Annotated in this window: 13 protein-coding genes and 3 tRNA genes; 11 read left to right on the top strand and 5 right to left on the bottom strand. The window is 66.2% G+C overall.

Going from position 1 to position 15,908, the window contains the following annotated elements; translation table 11 throughout:
- Nucleotides 1-19: 19 nt before the first annotated feature.
- Nucleotides 20-847 carry a response regulator gene (locus tag PX653_RS09960; RefSeq protein WP_277417731.1) on the bottom strand — a complete coding sequence of 276 codons (828 nt, stop codon included), beginning with the start codon at nt 845-847 and terminating at the stop codon, nt 20-22.
- 333 nt (nt 848-1,180) lie between these two features.
- Between PX653_RS09960 and PX653_RS09955 the strand changes: the two genes are divergently transcribed.
- From PX653_RS09955 to PX653_RS09940, 4 genes are all read left to right on the top strand, one after another.
- Nucleotides 1,181-1,257: transfer RNA gene (locus tag PX653_RS09955), tRNA-Arg, on the top strand.
- Nucleotides 1,258-1,378: 121 nt separating this feature from the next.
- Nucleotides 1,379-1,455: transfer RNA gene (locus tag PX653_RS09950), tRNA-Arg, on the top strand.
- Between the two features lie 66 nt (nt 1,456-1,521).
- Nucleotides 1,522-1,598: transfer RNA gene (locus PX653_RS09945), tRNA-Arg, on the top strand.
- A 174-nt stretch (nt 1,599-1,772) separates the two neighbouring features.
- Nucleotides 1,773-2,936, top strand: a complete 1,164-nt coding sequence (locus tag PX653_RS09940) for an alpha-hydroxy acid oxidase (RefSeq protein WP_277417730.1) — start codon at nt 1,773-1,775, stop codon at nt 2,934-2,936.
- Here PX653_RS09940 and bla (PX653_RS09935) read toward each other — a convergent pair.
- Genes bla (PX653_RS09935) through PX653_RS09925 form a run of 3 tightly spaced genes read right to left on the bottom strand, consistent with a single transcriptional unit; the run spans nt 2,920 to nt 5,771 of the window.
- Nucleotides 2,920-3,807, bottom strand: coding sequence for a class A beta-lactamase (bla, locus tag PX653_RS09935; RefSeq protein ID WP_277417729.1), 888 nt, complete (start codon nt 3,805-3,807; stop codon nt 2,920-2,922). The genes PX653_RS09940 and bla (PX653_RS09935) overlap by 17 nt on opposite strands.
- Before the next feature lie 57 nt (nt 3,808-3,864).
- The gene (locus PX653_RS09930) at nt 3,865-4,809 is read right to left on the bottom strand and encodes a D-2-hydroxyacid dehydrogenase (protein WP_277417728.1); all 945 of its coding nucleotides are present in this window, start codon (nt 4,807-4,809) and stop codon (nt 3,865-3,867) included.
- Nucleotides 4,806-5,771 (bottom strand): LysR family transcriptional regulator, encoded by a 966-nt coding sequence (locus tag PX653_RS09925; protein WP_277417727.1) that lies wholly within the window; start codon nt 5,769-5,771, stop codon nt 4,806-4,808. The genes PX653_RS09930 and PX653_RS09925 overlap by 4 nt, the downstream gene beginning before the upstream one ends.
- 197 nt (nt 5,772-5,968) lie before the next feature.
- On the opposite strand from PX653_RS09925, the gene PX653_RS09920 reads away from it, so the two are divergent.
- From PX653_RS09920 to bla (PX653_RS09890), 7 genes are all read left to right on the top strand, one after another.
- Entirely contained in the window at nt 5,969-6,178 is a 210-nt protein-coding gene (locus PX653_RS09920) for a hypothetical protein (RefSeq protein ID WP_277417726.1), read from the top strand.
- Nucleotides 6,178-7,059, top strand: a complete 882-nt coding sequence (locus PX653_RS09915; protein WP_277417725.1) for an alpha/beta hydrolase — start codon at nt 6,178-6,180, stop codon at nt 7,057-7,059. Before PX653_RS09920 ends, PX653_RS09915 begins: the two co-directional genes overlap by 1 nt.
- Before the next feature lie 233 nt (nt 7,060-7,292).
- The gene (locus PX653_RS09910) at nt 7,293-8,501 is read left to right on the top strand and encodes an efflux RND transporter periplasmic adaptor subunit (protein ID WP_277417724.1); all 1,209 of its coding nucleotides are present in this window, start codon (nt 7,293-7,295) and stop codon (nt 8,499-8,501) included.
- A gap of 33 nt (nt 8,502-8,534) precedes the next feature.
- A complete protein-coding gene (locus PX653_RS09905) occupies nt 8,535-11,723 on the top strand; it encodes an efflux RND transporter permease subunit (protein ID WP_277417723.1) in 3,189 nt (1,062 codons plus the stop codon).
- Entirely contained in the window at nt 11,720-13,207 is a 1,488-nt protein-coding gene (locus tag PX653_RS09900) for an efflux transporter outer membrane subunit (RefSeq protein WP_277417722.1), read from the top strand. The genes PX653_RS09905 and PX653_RS09900 overlap by 4 nt, the downstream gene beginning before the upstream one ends.
- A 166-nt stretch (nt 13,208-13,373) precedes the next feature.
- Complete coding sequence (locus PX653_RS09895) at nt 13,374-14,048, top strand: purine nucleoside phosphorylase YfiH/LACC1 family protein (RefSeq protein WP_277417721.1); 675 nt, start codon at nt 13,374-13,376, stop codon at nt 14,046-14,048.
- The gene (gene bla, locus PX653_RS09890) at nt 14,045-14,899 is read left to right on the top strand and encodes a subclass B3 metallo-beta-lactamase (protein ID WP_277417720.1); all 855 of its coding nucleotides are present in this window, start codon (nt 14,045-14,047) and stop codon (nt 14,897-14,899) included. The genes PX653_RS09895 and bla (PX653_RS09890) overlap by 4 nt, the downstream gene beginning before the upstream one ends.
- 579 nt (nt 14,900-15,478) lie before the next feature.
- Here the strand turns inward: bla (PX653_RS09890) and PX653_RS09885 are convergent.
- Nucleotides 15,479-15,850 carry a hypothetical protein gene (locus tag PX653_RS09885; RefSeq protein ID WP_277417719.1) on the bottom strand — a complete coding sequence of 124 codons (372 nt, stop codon included), beginning with the start codon at nt 15,848-15,850 and terminating at the stop codon, nt 15,479-15,481.
- Nucleotides 15,851-15,908 lie beyond the last annotated feature (58 nt).

Genomic DNA, 15,908 nt, shown 5'->3' with positions numbered 1-15,908 from the left:
GGTTGACCGCTTGCCGGCGTCAGGCCGGAATGCGTGCGCCCACCCGGTCCAGGATGGCCTGCAACTGCTCGATTTCGTAGGGCTTCTGGATCGCCTCCGCGGCGAACTCCAGCTGCTGCGTCACCGCGGCGCCGTAGCCGGAGGCAAAGATCACCTGCAGCCCGGGCTGCGCAGCCAGCGCGCGGCGCGCCAGTTCGACACCGGAGATGCCGGGCAGGCTGACGTCGGAGAACAGCACCTCGATGTCGCCGCGGCGCAGCCGTTCCAGCGCGGCCTCGCCGCTGGCCACGGCATCGACCTCGTGGCCGAACGCGCGCAGCATTTCGCACACGAGGTATTGCGCATCCAGGTTGTCCTCGACGACGAGCATGCGCAGCAGGCGCGTGGCGGACGGTGCACTGGTCGCGGCGGGCGGCGCCAGCGTGCACAGGATGCCTTGCACGGTGCGATCGGCGTCGCGCAGCGGCGTGTAGGTCAGGTCGAAGCGCTGTTCGCTGATGCCGTCCTGGCGCCACAGGCGCAGCGTGGTGCCGGGAAAGGCGAGGGCGCGACCGGCCCAGGCGCCTTCGATGGCCGCGGGGTTCCAGCTCCACGCGGACGGCTGCATCGCCGGCACGCGGCCGCCCGGGGCCGGCTGCTGGGCCGGGCCGACCAGGTCCACGTATGCCTCGTTGTACAGCATGACTTGCTGGCGCCCCCACATGATCAGCATGGGCAGGGGCGCGTTGAGAATGATGTCGAGGGTCAGGCGCAGCGTGTGCGGCCATGTCTCGGGATGGCCAATGGCCGCGCGCGACCAATCGTGCCCGGCCAGTTCGGCCAGGCTGTTGCAGGCTTGTGCAGTCATCGCGTCGGCCAACTCCGTATCAGGCGAAAAAGTATTAAGCTGAAAGCAAACGTGTTTCATCGTACACCAATGGCGCAGTGCACGGCGATGGAAATGGCCCACGGCCGGGCTGTGCGATGGGGATGCATTTTGCTCTGGACAACAGCGCGACGTCACCCTATAATCTTGCTCCTTTCGCAGCAAACGTGGCGAAGGACAAGCGGGAAAGCAGCGGTATTGCTGCGGTGCTTGGAAGGGTCGGTGCGTGGCGCAAGCGGCAAGCCAGACGATGGATAAAAAATCCAGCTTTCCAAACCGTAATAGATACTGTAGAATGCCGACTCGCTTGACAATGCGGCTGTAGCTCAGCTGGATAGAGTACTTGGCTACGAACCAAGGGGTCGTGGGTTCGATTCCTGCCAGCCGCACCAGAATTCGTCAGCAGATGGAAGTCTGCCGACCAGCAGTAAAAGTAGTATGCAGTAGTAAGAACGCAGTAGGCAGTATGTGCGACGAAGTCGGTTGACATACTGTTATAATTCGTGAAGTTTTGCGGCTGTAGCTCAGCTGGATAGAGTACTTGGCTACGAACCAAGGGGTCGTGGGTTCGATTCCTGCCAGCCGCACCAGTTTTACCTCGCAGGCGGAAGTTTGCGGGTGCAGTTCGAAGTAAGAAGTTTCAGTGAGAAGTTTTTGCGGCTGTAGCTCAGCTGGATAGAGTACTTGGCTACGAACCAAGGGGTCGTGGGTTCGATTCCTGCCAGCCGCACCAGATGTAAAGAAAAGGCCAGATCTCCGGATCTGGCCTTTTTCTTTTGGCGCATCCATTGCCACGCCCGCCGACCGCTCATCCGGTTGAGTGTTCGCGCCCCCGCGCGCTCAGCCGGTTGGCAAGTGCCGGGAAATACCGGATGATCTCGACCATGTCCAAGTCACAGGCTCCCGCATGACCATCATCACTTCCATCGAAGACCTGCGCGTGCTGGCGAAAAAGCGCGTGCCCCGCATGTTCTACGACTACGCCGATTCCGGCTCCTGGACCGAATCCACCTACCGCGCCAACAGCAGCGAATTCGGCCCCATCAAGTTCCGCCAGCGCGTCGCCGTCGACATGAGCAACCGCACGCTGGCCACCACGATGGTGGGGCAGGACGTGGCCATGCCGGTGGCGCTGGCGCCGACGGGCCTGACGGGCATGCAGCACGCGGACGGCGAAATCCTGGCCGCCCGCGCCGCCGAGAAGGCCGGCGTGCCCTTCACCCTGTCGACGATGAGCATCTGTTCCATCGAGGACGTGGCCGCGCATACGAGCAGGCCGTTCTGGTTCCAGCTGTACGTGATGAAGGACCGCGATTTCATCGCCCGCCTGATCGAGCGCGCCAAGGCCGCCAACTGTTCGGCGCTCGTGCTGACGCTGGACTTGCAGGTAATGGGCCAGCGCCACAAGGATATCCGCAACGGCCTGTCGGCACCGCCGCGCCTGACCCTGCCGAACCTCGTCAACATGGCGACGAAGCCGCGCTGGTGCCTGGGCATGCTGGGAACGCAGCGGCGCCACTTCGGCAATATCGTCGGTCACGCGCCGAAGGTGGCCGACATGTCGTCGCTGTCGTCGTGGACGTCGCAGCAGTTCGACCTGACCCTGTCGTGGCGCGACGTGGAATGGATCAAAGAGCGCTGGGGCGGCAAGTTGATCATCAAGGGCATCATGGATCCGGAGGACGCGCGCCTGGCCGTGGCCAGCGGCGCCGATGCGCTGATCGTGTCGAACCACGGCGGCCGCCAGCTCGATGGCGCGCAGTCGTCCATCGGCGCGCTGCCGGCCATCGTGGACGCCGTCGGCGACGGCATCGAAGTGCACTTCGACGGCGGCATCCGCTCCGGCCAGGATGTCATCAAGGCGGTCGCGCTGGGTGCGCGCGGCGTCTACATCGGCCGCGCGTTCCTGTACGGCCTGGGCGCGCTGGGCGAGGCGGGCGTCACGCGCTGCCTCGACATCATCCGCAACGAGCTCGATGTGACGATGGCGTTCTGTGGCCTGCGCGACGTGCGCGACGTCACGCGCGACATCCTGCTGCCGGGGACCTATCCCGTCAGCGCGGCCGCGTGAAAGGACCCGGGTCCAGCCGCTTGAGCGCGATCGAAGTCGCCTCGGCGACGATCTCGCTGCGCGCCTCGGCGCGCTCGTCCGTGCTGTGCGTGAAGACAGCCAGCACGATCGGCGCGCGCTCCGGCAGGTAGACGACGCCGATGTCGTTGGCGACGCCGTAGCTGCCGGCGGTGCCGGTCTTGTCGGCGACCGTCGCTCCCTTCGGCACGCCGGCGCGGATGCGCGTGTCGCCCGTCGTGTTCCCCACCATCCAGTCCTTCAGCTGGCGCTGCTGCGCTGGCGGCAGGCCGTCCTCGACCAGCAGCTTCTGCAAGGTGCGCGCCATCGCCAGCGGCGTCGTCGTATCGCGCTCGTCGCCGGGGATGGCCGTGTTCAGCTCCGTTTCCCACCGGTCCAGCCGGAACGTCGTGTCGCCGAGCGTGCGGGCATAGGCCGTGATGGCGGCGGGGCCGCCCAACTCGCGCATCAGGATGTTCGCGGCCGCGTTGTCGCTGTACTGGATCGTGGCAGCGCACAGTTCTGCTGCCGTCATGCCGCCGTCCACGTGTTTCTCGCTGACGGGCGAGTGCGGCTTGATGTCGGCCTGCGTGTAGCGCAGGCGCTTGTCCAGGAATCCCGGTTCGCCGACGCTGCGTGCCAGCACGGCCGCGGCGACGATGCTCTTGAAGGTGCTGCAGAAGGGGAAGCGCTCGTCGCGCCGATTGCCGACGACCTCGCCGGTGCCGGTGTCGATGGCCGCGACACCCAGCCGGCCGCCCCAGCGTGCTTCGATGCGCTCGAAGGGGGTGAGCGGCCTCCTGGCGAAGGCCGTGGGAATGATCGGCAGTGCGGCTGCCGCCAGCAGGGTGCGGCGTTTGAGCGAGATGGTCATGGGCGCGGAAGTTGATGAAAAGGCCATTGTAAGGCCGGCCGCGGCCGCTGCCCAGTGTCAGCCGACGACGTTGTTGGGCGTCCCGCGCACGAACGCTTCCAGGTTGTCGATCAACTGGTCGGCCAGCCCCTGCATGGCCTCGCGGCTGGCCCACGCATTGTGCGGCGTCAGGATGAAGTTGGGCAGGTGCAGGTTCAGCAGTGCATTGTCCGGCGCCGGCGGTTCGGTCGTCAGCACGTCGAAGCCGGCGCCTGCGATCACGCCTGCCTGCAGCGCGTCGGCCAGCGCCGCCTCGTCCACCAGGCCGCCGCGTGCCGTGTTGATCAGCAGGGCGGTGGGCTGCATGCGCGCCAGCTGGGCGGCGCCGATCAGGTTGCGCGTAGCCGGCGTCAGCGGTGCGTGCAGGCTGACCACGTCCGACGTGGCCAGCAATTCGTCCAGGTCGAGGTTGATCACGCCGTCGACCGGCGTGCGCGTGTGCACGGCGATCTCCATGCCGAATGCACGGCCGATGTGCGCCACCTGCCGGCCCAGGGCGCCGTAGCCGACGAGGCCCAGCCGGCTGCCGTGCAGGTCGCGGATGGGATGGTCGAACAGGCAGAAGCGGGGCGAGCGCTGCCACGCGCCCGCGGCCACGTCCGCGCGGTAGGCCAGCAGGTTGCGGCGCAAGGCCAGGATCAGGGCAAAGGTGTGCTCGGGCACGGCCGCATGGGCGTAGTCGCGGATATTGCAGACGACGACGCCGCGCTCGCGCGCCGCGGCCAGGTCGACGATGTCGGTGCCCGTCGCCGCCACCGCGATCAGCTTGAGGTCGGGCAACCGCGCCAGCGCGTCGGCCCGCAGCGGGACCTTGTTGGTGATCGCGATGGTGGCGCCGCGCAGGCGCTCGATGGCCTCGGCCGCCGTGCTGGCGTCATGTTCGTCCCACGTGTGGGCAAACGATGGGCGACGGACGTCTGCGACAAGGCTGGCGCGGTCGAGGAAAACGATACGTTCGGTCATGCGGGCTCCGGTTCGGCGGTGGGCTGGGGTTGCGGCACGGTGGGGGCATGCGTGCGCACGCGCATGCTGGGATGGCTGTCGAACAGCTCGGCCACCCATTCGACGAACACGCGCACCTTGGTCGACAGGTGGCGGTTCTGCGGGTAGACGATATTGATGGGGATCGGGTCGGACACCCATTCGGGCAGGATCTGCACCATGCGCCCGGTCGCCAGGTGGTCGCGCAGCAGGTAGTCCGTCATCTGCAGCACGCCGAGGCCGGCGAGGCCCGCCTCGACGTATGCGGTCGAGTCGTTGACGGCGATGACACCGGGCAGCGGGATCTGGATTCGCTCGCCGTCGCGCGTGAAGTCCCAGTCATAGATCTTGCCCGTCTTGGCGGAGAAATAATTGACGCAGCGGTGCCGCTCCAGGTCGCGCGGGTGGTGCGGCGTGCCGTACTGTTCCAGGTAAGCGGGGCTGGCGCACGTCAGCATGTTCAGCACGCCCACGCGGCGCGCGATCAACGTGGAGTCGGCCAGCATGCCGCCGCGCACCGCGCAATCGACGCCTTCCTCGATCAGGTCCACCAGCCGGTCCGAGCAGCCCAGCTCCAGCTGGATGTCCGGATAACGCGCGAAGAACGCGGGGAGGGCGGGCACCAGGATGCTGGAGGCGAGGCCCGTGGGCGCGTCGACACGCAGCCGGCCGCTGGGCGACAGGCGGGTGCGCGAGAGGGACTCTTCGGCCTCCTTGACGTCGGTCAGGATGCGCAGGCAGCGCTCATAGTAAGCCGCGCCGTCGGCCGTTACCGTGACCTGTCGCGTGGTGCGGTGCAGCAGCTTGACCGACAGGGCTGTTTCGAGCTGCTGGATCAGGGTGGAGACAGTGGCTTTGGGCAACTGCATGGCGTCCGCCGCGCGCGAGAAGCCACCGGCGTCCACGACCTGTACAAAGACTTCCATTGCCTGCAACTTGTTCACTTTGCATTCCTCCGCCTGACGTTTTGCAAGCTACTGAGCGGTATTGAGCAGCTAAGCTCTGTAATACCCGTGTCATTGTTCGACATTATGAACAATCAATTCATCGTTGACGACTTTATCAGATTGTAGTTCAAAGTTATAGTTACCGCACTGCATCAAGGTATGGACATTTTTGAAGGGCTGACGAGGAGTCGATCATGGGGATCCGGGACACAATTCTGGCAACGGTAGCACTGGCGCTGTGCCTGCTCGCGCTGGCGGGTATCGTCTCGACCGACGTGTATTCGCACACCGCGGGCGCGGAAGCGAAGGGTTTGGGTGCACTGCAGCGTGAAGTGCTGAGCGGCACCCAGCTGGCTGCCGCCAGCGCGCCGGACGCCGCCGCGGCGCCGGGAGCGGTACGCTGATGGGTATCGCGGCGACGACGGCCGGCGTGCCGGAACTGGCCGGCGACCTGGTGCTGCGCGACCTGGAAGTCAAGGGCGCCGAAGGGACCTTGAAGGCACGCTTGTACCAGGCCGGGCCAAGCGCGGTGAAGCGCGACACGCTGGTGGTGTTTTTCCACGGCGGTGGCTTCACGGGCGGCTCGATCGACGAGGCCGACGATTTTCTCGGCCGCCTCGTCAGCGCCGACCCTACCCAGGTGGCGCTGTCGCCGGCCTACACGCTGGCGACGGAGCGGCCGTTCCCGGCGGCGGTGGAGGATGCCCATGCGGTGCTGGTCTGGGCCAAGAAGAACAAGGCCAAGCTGGCGTGGAGCGGCAAGCGCCTGGTCGTTTCCGGCATCGAGGCCGGCGCCAACCTGGCAGCCGTGGTATCGCTGATGGCACGCGACCGCGGCGGCCCCGCCCTGACAGGCCAGGTGCTGATCATGCCGATGCTGGACCCGGGCCTGTCCACGTGCTCGATGCGCGAGGTGCCCGTGTGTCCCGACAAGGCGGCGCTGGTCGACAAGGTGGCCGGCACGTGCGCGGCCGGCTACCGGGGATACCTGCCGAACGCGGCGGACCGCACCCACCCGTATGCGTCGCCGCTGCAGTCGTCGCGGCTGAAGAACCTGCCGCCGGCGTTGATCCTGTCCGCCGAGGACGATCCGCTGCGCGACGAAGCCGAACAATATGGCGCCAAGCTGATCAAATGCGGCATCACGACAACCGTGCGCCGGCTGCCGGCGCCGCCGCTCGAGCAGCCGGGCGGCCGCAACGATTGCGCCTGTTATTTTGCGTTGAATGAAATCGCCGCGTTCGTTCGCGACGCCGATGGGACGGAGACTCCATCTGATAAATAATCAAAAACGTTTACATATCGTCGTGATGACGGTATAGTCAAACGGCCTGTTTTCCAGCTTTGCTTTAACCGATAGTAGTCCTGAGTAGTTCCTGATGTTTTTGACGGCAACGCACGCCGCCGCTTCCGCAGCGACGTGTCGGGCCCGCTTTACCCCTCGGCTTGGAAGGGTGCGCAATTGCGCGGCGGCATCGCTCAGTTCATTACATTTTTTCATATAAATAGGGGTGAATAATGAAAAACGTGAAACCATTGACCGCACTGGCACGACCAATAGTCGCTGCGCTGGCCGTTGCCGGCCTTGCCGCCAGCCTGCTGGCCGGCTGCGACGATGCGACCGGCAAGACGGCCGAGGCGCCGGCCGCCGCCGGCGGCCCACCCGTGTCCGCCGCTACCGTGGTGGAGAAAACGATTGCAGAAACGCAGGAGTTCTCCGGCCGCCTGGAAGCGATCGACCGTGTCGAGATCCGCTCGCGTGTGTCCGGCTTCATCACGGCCGTCAACTTCAAGCCGGGCAGCCAGGTGAAGAAGGGCGACGTGCTGTTCGTCATCGACCCGCGCCCTTACCAGGCCGAGGCCGATCGCGCCCAGGCCGCCGCCAGCTCCGCCAAGGCCAAGGCCGACCTGGCCCGCCTGGAACTGCAGCGCGCCGAGAAGCTGTTGGCCGACAAGGCCATCGCCCAGCGCGAGTTCGACGAGCGCGCATCGTCCCAGAAGGAACTGGACGCCAACGCCCGCGCCGCCCAGGCCCAGTACGAATCGGCCAAGCTGAACCTGGCCTACACCCGCGTCACCGCGCCGATCGAAGGTCGCGTCTCCAAGGCCGAGATCACGCTGGGTAACCTGGTCGACGCGTCGGCCGTGCTGACCTCCGTCGTCTCGCTGGACAAGATCTACGCCAGCTTCGACGGCGACGAGGAAACCTACCTGCGCGTGGGCCGCCAGGCGCACCGCGGCGAGCCGGTCGTCGTCAAGGTCGGCCTCGCCAACGAGGAAGGCTTCCCGCACGAAGGCAAGCTCGAATTCGTCGACAACCAGCTGGACGCGCAGACGGGTTCCGTGCGCATGCGCGCCACGTTCGCCAATACGGACGGCGCGCTGGTGCCGGGCCTGTTCGCCCGCGTGCAACTGGGCGGCGGCACGGCGCAGGCGAAAGCGATCCTGATCAACGACCGCGCCATCGGCACGGACCAGAATCGCAAGTTCGTCTTCGTCGTCGGCAAGGACAACAAGGCCGAGTACCGCCCCGTCAAGCTGGGCCCGACGGTGGACGGCCTGCGCGTGGTGCGCGAAGGCCTGAAGGCGGACGAGAAGATCGTCGTCAACGGGCTGCAGCGGGTGCGCCCGGGCGCGCCGATCACGCCGCAGCTGGTGCCGATGGATGCGAACGTCGCCGCCAAGGCGCAGGACAACAAGAAGGACGCCAAGGTCGCGGCACTGTAAGCGCGGCCCGAGCCAACCAGTCAAGGAACATCCATGAACTTTTCACGATTCTTTATCGACAAGCCGATCTTCGCGGCGGTGCTGTCGATCATCGTCTTCGTGGCGGGGCTGATCGCCATCTTCAAGCTCCCCATTTCCGAGTACCCGGACGTCGTGCCGCCGTCCGTGGTCGTACGCGCCCAGTATCCGGGCGCCGATCCGAAGGTCATTGCCGAAACGGTGGCCGCGCCGCTGGAAGAGCAGATCAACGGCGTCGAGAACATGCTGTACATGTCGTCGCAGAACACCTCCGACGGCGCGCTGGCGCTGACGGTGACGTTCGCCATCGGCACCAACGTCGAACAGGCCGAGACGGCCGTGCAGAACCGCGTCCAGCGTGCGCTGCCGCGCCTGCCGGAAGAGGTGCGCCAGATCGGCGTCACCACCGTCAAGAGCTCGCCCAACCTGACCATGGTCGTCCACCTCAATTCCCCGGACGGCCGCTATGACGACCTGTACCTGCGCAACTACGCGGTGCTGAACATCAAGGACCAGCTGGCCCGTATCCACGGCATGGGCGAAGTCCAGCTGTTCGGCTCCGGCGACTACGCCATGCGCGTCTGGCTCGATCCGCAGAAGGTGGCGGCGCGCGGCCTGACGGCGGGCGACGTCGTGGGCGCGATCCGCGAGCAGAATGTGCAGGTCGCGGCCGGCGTGATCGGCCAGGGCCCGTCCAAGGACGCCGACTTCCAGCTGACCGTCAAGACGCACGGCCGCCTGCAGTCGCCCGAGGACTTCGGCAACATCGTCGTCAAGGTCAATGCCGACGGCGCCACCACCTTGCTGAAAGACGTGGCGCGCCTGGAGATGGGTTCCAACTCCTACGCGCTGCGCTCGCTCCTGAACAACAAGTCGGCAGTCGCGATCCCCATCTTCGAGGCGCCCAATGCCAACGCGCTGCAGCTGTCCGCGGACGTGCGGGAGCGGATGAAGGAACTGTCGAAAGATTTCCCGGAAGGCGTCGAATACAGCATTGTGTACGACCCGACCCAATTCGTGCGTGAGTCCATCAACTCCGTCATCCACACGCTGGTCGAAGCGGTGATCCTGGTCGCGCTGGTCGTGATCATCTTCCTGCAGACGTGGCGTGCCTCCATCATCCCGCTGCTGGCCGTGCCGGTATCGGTGGTGGGTACCTTTGCCGTGATGCTGGGCTTCGGCTTCTCCATCAACACGCTGTCGCTGTTCGGCCTCGTGCTGGCCATCGGTATCGTCGTCGACGATGCGATCGTCGTGGTGGAGAACGTCGAGCGCAACATCAGCAATGGCCTGACCCCGCGCGATGCGACGGTGCAGGCGATGAAGGAAGTCTCCGGCCCCATCATCGCCATCGCGCTGGTGCTGTGCGCCGTGTTCGTGCCGATCGCATTCGTGTCGGGCCTCACGGGCCAGTTCTACCGCCAGTTCGCGCTGACGATCGCGATTTCCACCGTCATCTCGGCATTCTGCTCGCTGACCCTGGCGCCGGCGCTGTCGGCCGCGCTGCTGAAGGGCCACGACGAACCGAAGGACTTCCTGACGCGTGGCATGGACAAGGTGTTCGGCCGCTTCTTCGCCGGCTTCAACAAGTTCTTCAACCGCTCCGCGCACGGCTACGAGAACGGCGTCAAGGGCGTGCTGCGCCACAAGGGTGCCTCGCTGCTGCTGTACGCGCTGCTGACGGCCGCCGGCCTGTTCATGTTCAAGGCCGTGCCGCCGGGCTTCGTGCCGTCGCAGGACAAGCAGTACCTGATCGGCTTTGCCCAGCTGCCGGACGCCGCGTCGCTGGACCGCACCGACGCCGTCATCCGCCGCATGTCGGACATCGCCGAGGACATCCCCGGCGTCGAGAACTCGATCTCGTTCCCGGGCCTGTCGATCAACGGCTTCACCAACGCGCCGAACGCGGGCATCGTGTTCCTGGGCCTGGAGCCGTTCGAGCAGCGCCGTGACAAGAGCAAGTCCGCCGAGGCCATCGCCGCCGAGATGAACAAGCGCATGGGCGCCGTGCAGGATGCGTTCGTGATGGTGCTGCCGCCGCCCCCGGTCAATGGCCTGGGCACGACGGGCGGCTTCAAGCTGATGATCGAGGACCGGGGCAACCTGGGCTACGACGAACTGTTCAAGGCGGTGCAGGCGGTACAGGCCAAGGCCGCGCAGAACCCGCAGCTGGCCGGCGTGTTCTCCGGTTTCCAGATCAACGTGCCGCAGCTGTTCGCGGACGTGGACAGGGTGAAGGCAAAACAGCTGGGCGTACCGCTGCAGACGATCTACCAGACCTTGCAGATCAACCTGGGTTCGCTGTACGTGAACGACTTCAACCAGTTTGGCCGTACCTACCAGGTGCGCGTGCAGGCCGATGCGCAGTTCCGCTCGCAGCCGGAGCAGATCGCCCAGCTGAAGGTACGCAACGACAAGGGCGAGATGATCCCGCTGTCGTCGCTGATGCGGGTCAAGGACACGTATGGCCCGGACCGCGTGCAGCGCTACAACGCCTACGTCTCGGCCGACCTGAATGGCGGCCCGGCACCTGGCGTATCGTCCGGCCAGGCGCAGGCCGCGATGGAGCAGGTGCTGGCCGAGACGCTGCCGAAGGGCATCACGTACGAGTGGACCGAGCTGACCTACCAGGACATCCTGGCCGGCAACACGATGATCTACGTGTTCCCGCTGTGCGTGCTGCTCGTGTTCCTGGTGCTGGCCGCGCAGTATGAAAGCTGGACCTTGCCGCTGGCCGTCATCCTGATCGTGCCGATGTCGATCCTGTGCGCGCTGATCGGCGTGAAGCTGACCGGCGGCGACAACAATGTGTTCACCCAGATCGCCCTGTTCGTGCTGGTCGGCCTGGCGTCGAAGAACGCGATCCTGATCGTGGAATTCGCCCGCGAACTGGAAGACCATGGCCGCACGATCGTCGAAGCCGCGCTGGAATCGTGCCGCCTGCGTCTGCGTCCAATCCTGATGACGTCGATCGCGTTCATCATGGGCGTGCTGCCGCTGGTGTTCTCGAGCGGCGCCGGTTCCGAGATGCGCCATGCGATGGGCGTGGCGGTGTTTGCCGGCATGCTGGGCGTGACGTTCTTCGGCCTGTTCCTGACGCCCGTGTTCTACGTGCTGCTGCGCACCCTGGCCAAGCGGATGGAAAAGAAACCCGCGGCGGCGCCCGACTATGCCGTCGTCAAAATGGAAGGGACCCACGGATGAAAACCATGATTGCAAGGGGCGTCCCGGCACTGCTGGCGGCACTGCTGCTGGCCGCGTGCGGCGCGCCCGAACTGAAGCAGCCGGCCATCGACATGCCGACCGCCTTCAAGGAATCCCAGGAGCGCAGCGACGTGCAGACCGCGCCGGACGGCACCCGCTGGAAACAGGCGCGGCCGGCCGAACAGCAGCCGCGCGGCGAATGGTGGCTGGCCTTCAACGATCCGGCCCTGAGCGAGCTGGTGGCTGATGCGACCCGCAACAACGCCAACCTGGCCGTGGCGGCAGCGCGTGTAAAACAGGCGCGCGCCATTGCCGGCGTGGCCGAAGCGGACCGCATCCCGCAGGTGGGCCTCGGCGTCGGCGCCCAGCGCGCCCGCCAGTCGCCGCTGGAACTGGGCCTGCCGCAAGGCACGGAAGTGAGCCCGACGACGAGCTACTCGGCGCGCCTGACGGCCAGCTATGAAGTGGACCTGTTCGGCCGCGTCTCGTCCAACGTGGCGGCCGCGCGCAGCGATGCGGCGACGGTGGAAGCGAACTACCGCTCCGTGCTGCTGGCACTGCAGGCCGACGTCGCCCAGACCTATTTCCGCCTGCGTGCCACGGACGCCGAACTGGCGACCGTGGCGCAGACGGTCCGTCTGCGCGAGGAGAACGTCAAGATCAACCAGCGCCGCTTCGACCTGGGCGACATCGGCGAGTTCGACCTGTCGCGCGCCAAGACCGAGCTGGCAACGACGCAGGCCGAGGCCATCGGCCTGGAACGCCAGCGCGCCAACGCGGAGCATGCGCTGGCTGTCCTGCTGGGCAAGCCGGCCGCCGCGTTCACGGCGGGCGTCAACCCGCTGCAGGACTCGACCCTGCTGCCGGCGATTCCCGCTGGCCTGCCGTCGACCCTGCTGGAACGCCGGCCCGACATCGCCGCCGCCCAGCGCGCGATGGAAGCGTCCAACGCCCGCATCGGCGAGGCCCGCTCGGCCATGTTCCCCGCGTTGACGATCAACGCGGCCGGCGGCGGCATCGGCACGGCGTTCTCCGACGTGTTCAAGTGGAGCGGCCGCTCGTGGGTGCTTGGCGCCTTGCTGAACCTGCCGGTGATCGACGGCGGCCGTAACCGCAACAACATCGTGCGCAGCGAAGCGGCGCTGGAAGAGTCGGTCGGCCAGTATCGCCAGAGCGTGCTGACGGCGTTCGCGGAAGTGGAAGACAACCTGGCCGGCCTGCGCATCCTGTCCGGCCAGACGCAACGCATCGACGAAGCCGTCGTCGCCGCGCGCCGCTCGGCCGACCTGGCACGCAAGCTGTACGACGCCGGCCGCTCCAGCTACCTGGAACTGCTGGACGCGCAGCGCAACCTGGCGGCCGTCGAGCGCAACGCGGTGCAGCTGCGTGGCGAGCGCGCCGTCACCACCGTCGCGCTGATCCGCGCGCTGGGCGGCGGCTGGGACGGCACCGCCAACGTCAACAGCGCGCAAGCGCGCAACTGACGCGGACACGTTTTCTCGTCCCGGGCTTCCAGCCCTTGGCGGCGACCTCTTGCGAGGCGCCGCCTTTTTTTATAAAAAAACGGTGACAGTCACCCTTTTTCAATGGGTGACGGTCACCGTTTTTTCACCGGCTTCGGCTATCATCCCGGCAGCACAGGAGGATGGCTTGATCACCAGCGATTTACTGAACGAGATTCCCGGCATCGCCCACGGCTTCGGCACCGCGTCGCAGCTGGTGCCGGCGGTATTGCAATCGACGTGGGCGCTGCGGCCCGCCAAGCGCCAGGTGCATGGCACCCGGCTGGTCGAGATCGTCGCGCCGTACCAGCCGGTGGGCGATGCCGACGCCTTCCATACCGCGCTGGCCGGCGTGCCCGTCAGCGTCATCACGGCCGACTGCGTGCCGCTGCTGCTGGCAAGGCGCGACGGCAGTCGTGTCGCGGCCATCCATGCGGGCTGGCGCGGCCTGGCCGACGACATCGTCCCGCAGGCACTGGCCCGGCTGGACGCGGGGCCCGGCTGGGTTGCCGCCATCGGGCCCACGATCTGCGCTGCCTGCTACGAAGTCAGCGCGGAGCTGGCCGAAACGTTCGCAACACGCTTTGGCGCCGCCGCAGTGCCCACGTACCGCCACCTGGACCTGCGCGCCATCGCGACGCGCCAACTGAATGCGGCCGGCGTGACGGCCATCGACCACGTCGGCGGCTGCACCTGCTGCGCGCGCGACGCGGCCGGGGCACACGTCTACCGCAGCTACCGCCGGGGCGACCGCAACTCGCAGCAGCACGCCGGCATCCTCATTTCTTCCACCGAGACCTTCACCGAGACCTGCCAACAATGAAAAAAATTCTGCTGTCCCTCGCCGTCGCCACCCTCGCTACGCCTGCCTTCGCGGGCGATTGGGACGAGCCGCAAGAGCCGTTCCCCGTCTATGGCAATGTCTACTACGTCGGCCCGCACGGCATCAGCGCGCTGCTGGTGACGTCGCCACAGGGCCATATCCTGCTCGATGGCGCCACGCCGAAGTCGCCCGACGCGATCGCGGCGCACGTGCGCCAGCTGGGCTTCAAGGTGGAGGACATCAAGTACATCCTGACGTCGCACGAGCACCACGACCACGCCGGCGGCATCGGCGCGCTGCAGAAGCTGACCGGCGCGACCGTCATCGGCAGTGCCAGGAGCGTGCCCGTGCTGGCCAGCGGCAAGCCGAACCCGGGCGACCCGCAGTTCGCCGGCCTGCCCGACATGACGCCCGTCGCCAAGACCCGCGCGGTGCAGGATGGCGACGTCATCAAGCTCGGCCCCCTGGCGCTGACGGCGCATTACACGCCGGGCCATACGCAGGGAGGCCTCAGCTGGACGTGGCAGGCCACCGAGAACGGCCGCACGGTAAATATGGTGTTCGCCGACAGCCTGAACGCAATCGGTGCGAAAGGCTTCCGCTACGGCGGCGACCAGCGCTATCCCGGCGCCAAGGCGGACCTGGAGCGCTCGATCGCCAAGGTCGCGGGCCTGCGCTGCGACCTGCTGGTGTCTGTCCACCCGGAGCAGAGCGACCTCTGGGAGCGCAAGGAGAAGGCCGCGACGCAAGGAACTGCCGCGTTCATCGATCCGCAGGCATGCCGCCAGTATGCGGACGATGCCAGGGCGCGGCTGGCGAAGCGGCTGGCCGACGAGGCCAAGGCCCCATAAGCAATCGGGGACAGACCCGGCGGGTGTCTGGCCGCGCGATAAAGGCAACACCTGAAGGGATTCCGCTATCGTACAACAGCTTCAAGGCTTGGGGTCTGTCCCGTTTTGGGGACTGACCCCGGTTTTTTTCGCAGCAGTTCATGCTTCTGCGATGAAAACCAGGGTCGGTCCCTTGCAGGGACAGACCCAAAACATGCGACCGTCGGCTTAACTCAGCCGCAGTGTGATCTGTTCCGGGTTTCAGCCGCGGTCGGCAGATGGCATGAAGGGTGAATGGGACGGCAGAGCTGGTATGGCAAAGCCGCGCCATCCTGGACGGGCATTTCCATCTGAGTTTCTCGGACCTGTACAGGGCAGAGGCAAAGTCGGGCTATTTCTCGGCATGCTGATCCTCGGCACTTGTGTGCTTACGGCCGTCGCGCGGGGGGCGCCAGCGGCGGGCTTGAAGCGACAGGCAGCAGCTGGCACAAAGACCGTGCCCGGTTGGGCGGGCGAAAAAAAGCCCGAGCCAAAAGGCTCGGGCAAGGGAGGGAGTTACTACGTTCTTGTTGGTTTTGCAGCAGCCTGAGAGTGGCCTTGTTATTTGGTTTGCGCCGCGACGCTGTCCTGCTTGTCTTCCTTGGCGTCCGCTTTCTTGTGCGCGGCCTTGCTGTGTGCCTTGGCTTTCTTTTCCTTCGCATCGGCCTTGGCTTCGGCGACATCCTTCTTCGCCTCGGCCGATTCCTTCGCGACCTTCGCGTCGGCCTGGGCTACTTCCTTGGCTTCCTTCGCTTCAGCCTTGGCCGCGGCCTTGGTTTCCTTGGCTTCCTGCTTGGCTACCTTGGCGTCGGCATGCGCGCTGTGGGCTGCCGGCGTGGCAGGCGTGGCGGCCGTGGCAGGGGTAGCGGCGGTTTGGGCGAATGCGGCACCAGCGAACAGACCGGCGATCAGCGTAGCGATAATCTTCTTCATGGTGTCTTTTCCTTCGAGGTTGAGTTGAGGTTGCGTACTGCCTGGTGCACCCGGCTGA

Source organism: Pseudoduganella chitinolytica (assembly GCF_029028125.1).
In the GTDB taxonomy this organism is placed as follows: domain Bacteria; phylum Pseudomonadota; class Gammaproteobacteria; order Burkholderiales; family Burkholderiaceae_D; genus Rugamonas; species Rugamonas chitinolytica.
Note: the sequence above shows the minus strand (reverse complement) of the source record. Positions and strands in the feature narration are given on the sequence as shown.

What these genes read in the sequence shown, in the direction of transcription:
- PX653_RS09900 (WP_277417722.1), top strand. Translation starts at nt 11,720, where the DNA reads ATGAAAACCATGATTGCAAGGGGCGTCCCGGCACTGCTGGCGGCACTG.
- PX653_RS09920 (WP_277417726.1), top strand. Translation starts at nt 5,969, where the DNA reads ATGGGGATCCGGGACACAATTCTGGCAACGGTAGCACTGGCGCTGTGC.
- PX653_RS09940 (WP_277417730.1), top strand. Translation starts at nt 1,773, where the DNA reads ATGACCATCATCACTTCCATCGAAGACCTGCGCGTGCTGGCGAAAAAG.
- PX653_RS09910 (WP_277417724.1), top strand. Translation starts at nt 7,293, where the DNA reads ATGAAAAACGTGAAACCATTGACCGCACTGGCACGACCAATAGTCGCT.
- bla (WP_277417729.1), bottom strand. Translation starts at nt 3,807, where the DNA reads ATGACCATCTCGCTCAAACGCCGCACCCTGCTGGCGGCAGCCGCACTG.
- PX653_RS09930 (WP_277417728.1), bottom strand. Translation starts at nt 4,809, where the DNA reads ATGACCGAACGTATCGTTTTCCTCGACCGCGCCAGCCTTGTCGCAGAC.
- PX653_RS09905 (WP_277417723.1), top strand. Translation starts at nt 8,535, where the DNA reads ATGAACTTTTCACGATTCTTTATCGACAAGCCGATCTTCGCGGCGGTG.
- bla (WP_277417720.1), top strand. Translation starts at nt 14,045, where the DNA reads ATGAAAAAAATTCTGCTGTCCCTCGCCGTCGCCACCCTCGCTACGCCT.
- PX653_RS09885 (WP_277417719.1), bottom strand. Translation starts at nt 15,850, where the DNA reads ATGAAGAAGATTATCGCTACGCTGATCGCCGGTCTGTTCGCTGGTGCC.
- PX653_RS09960 (WP_277417731.1), bottom strand. Translation starts at nt 847, where the DNA reads ATGACTGCACAAGCCTGCAACAGCCTGGCCGAACTGGCCGGGCACGAT.
- PX653_RS09915 (WP_277417725.1), top strand. Translation starts at nt 6,178, where the DNA reads ATGGGTATCGCGGCGACGACGGCCGGCGTGCCGGAACTGGCCGGCGAC.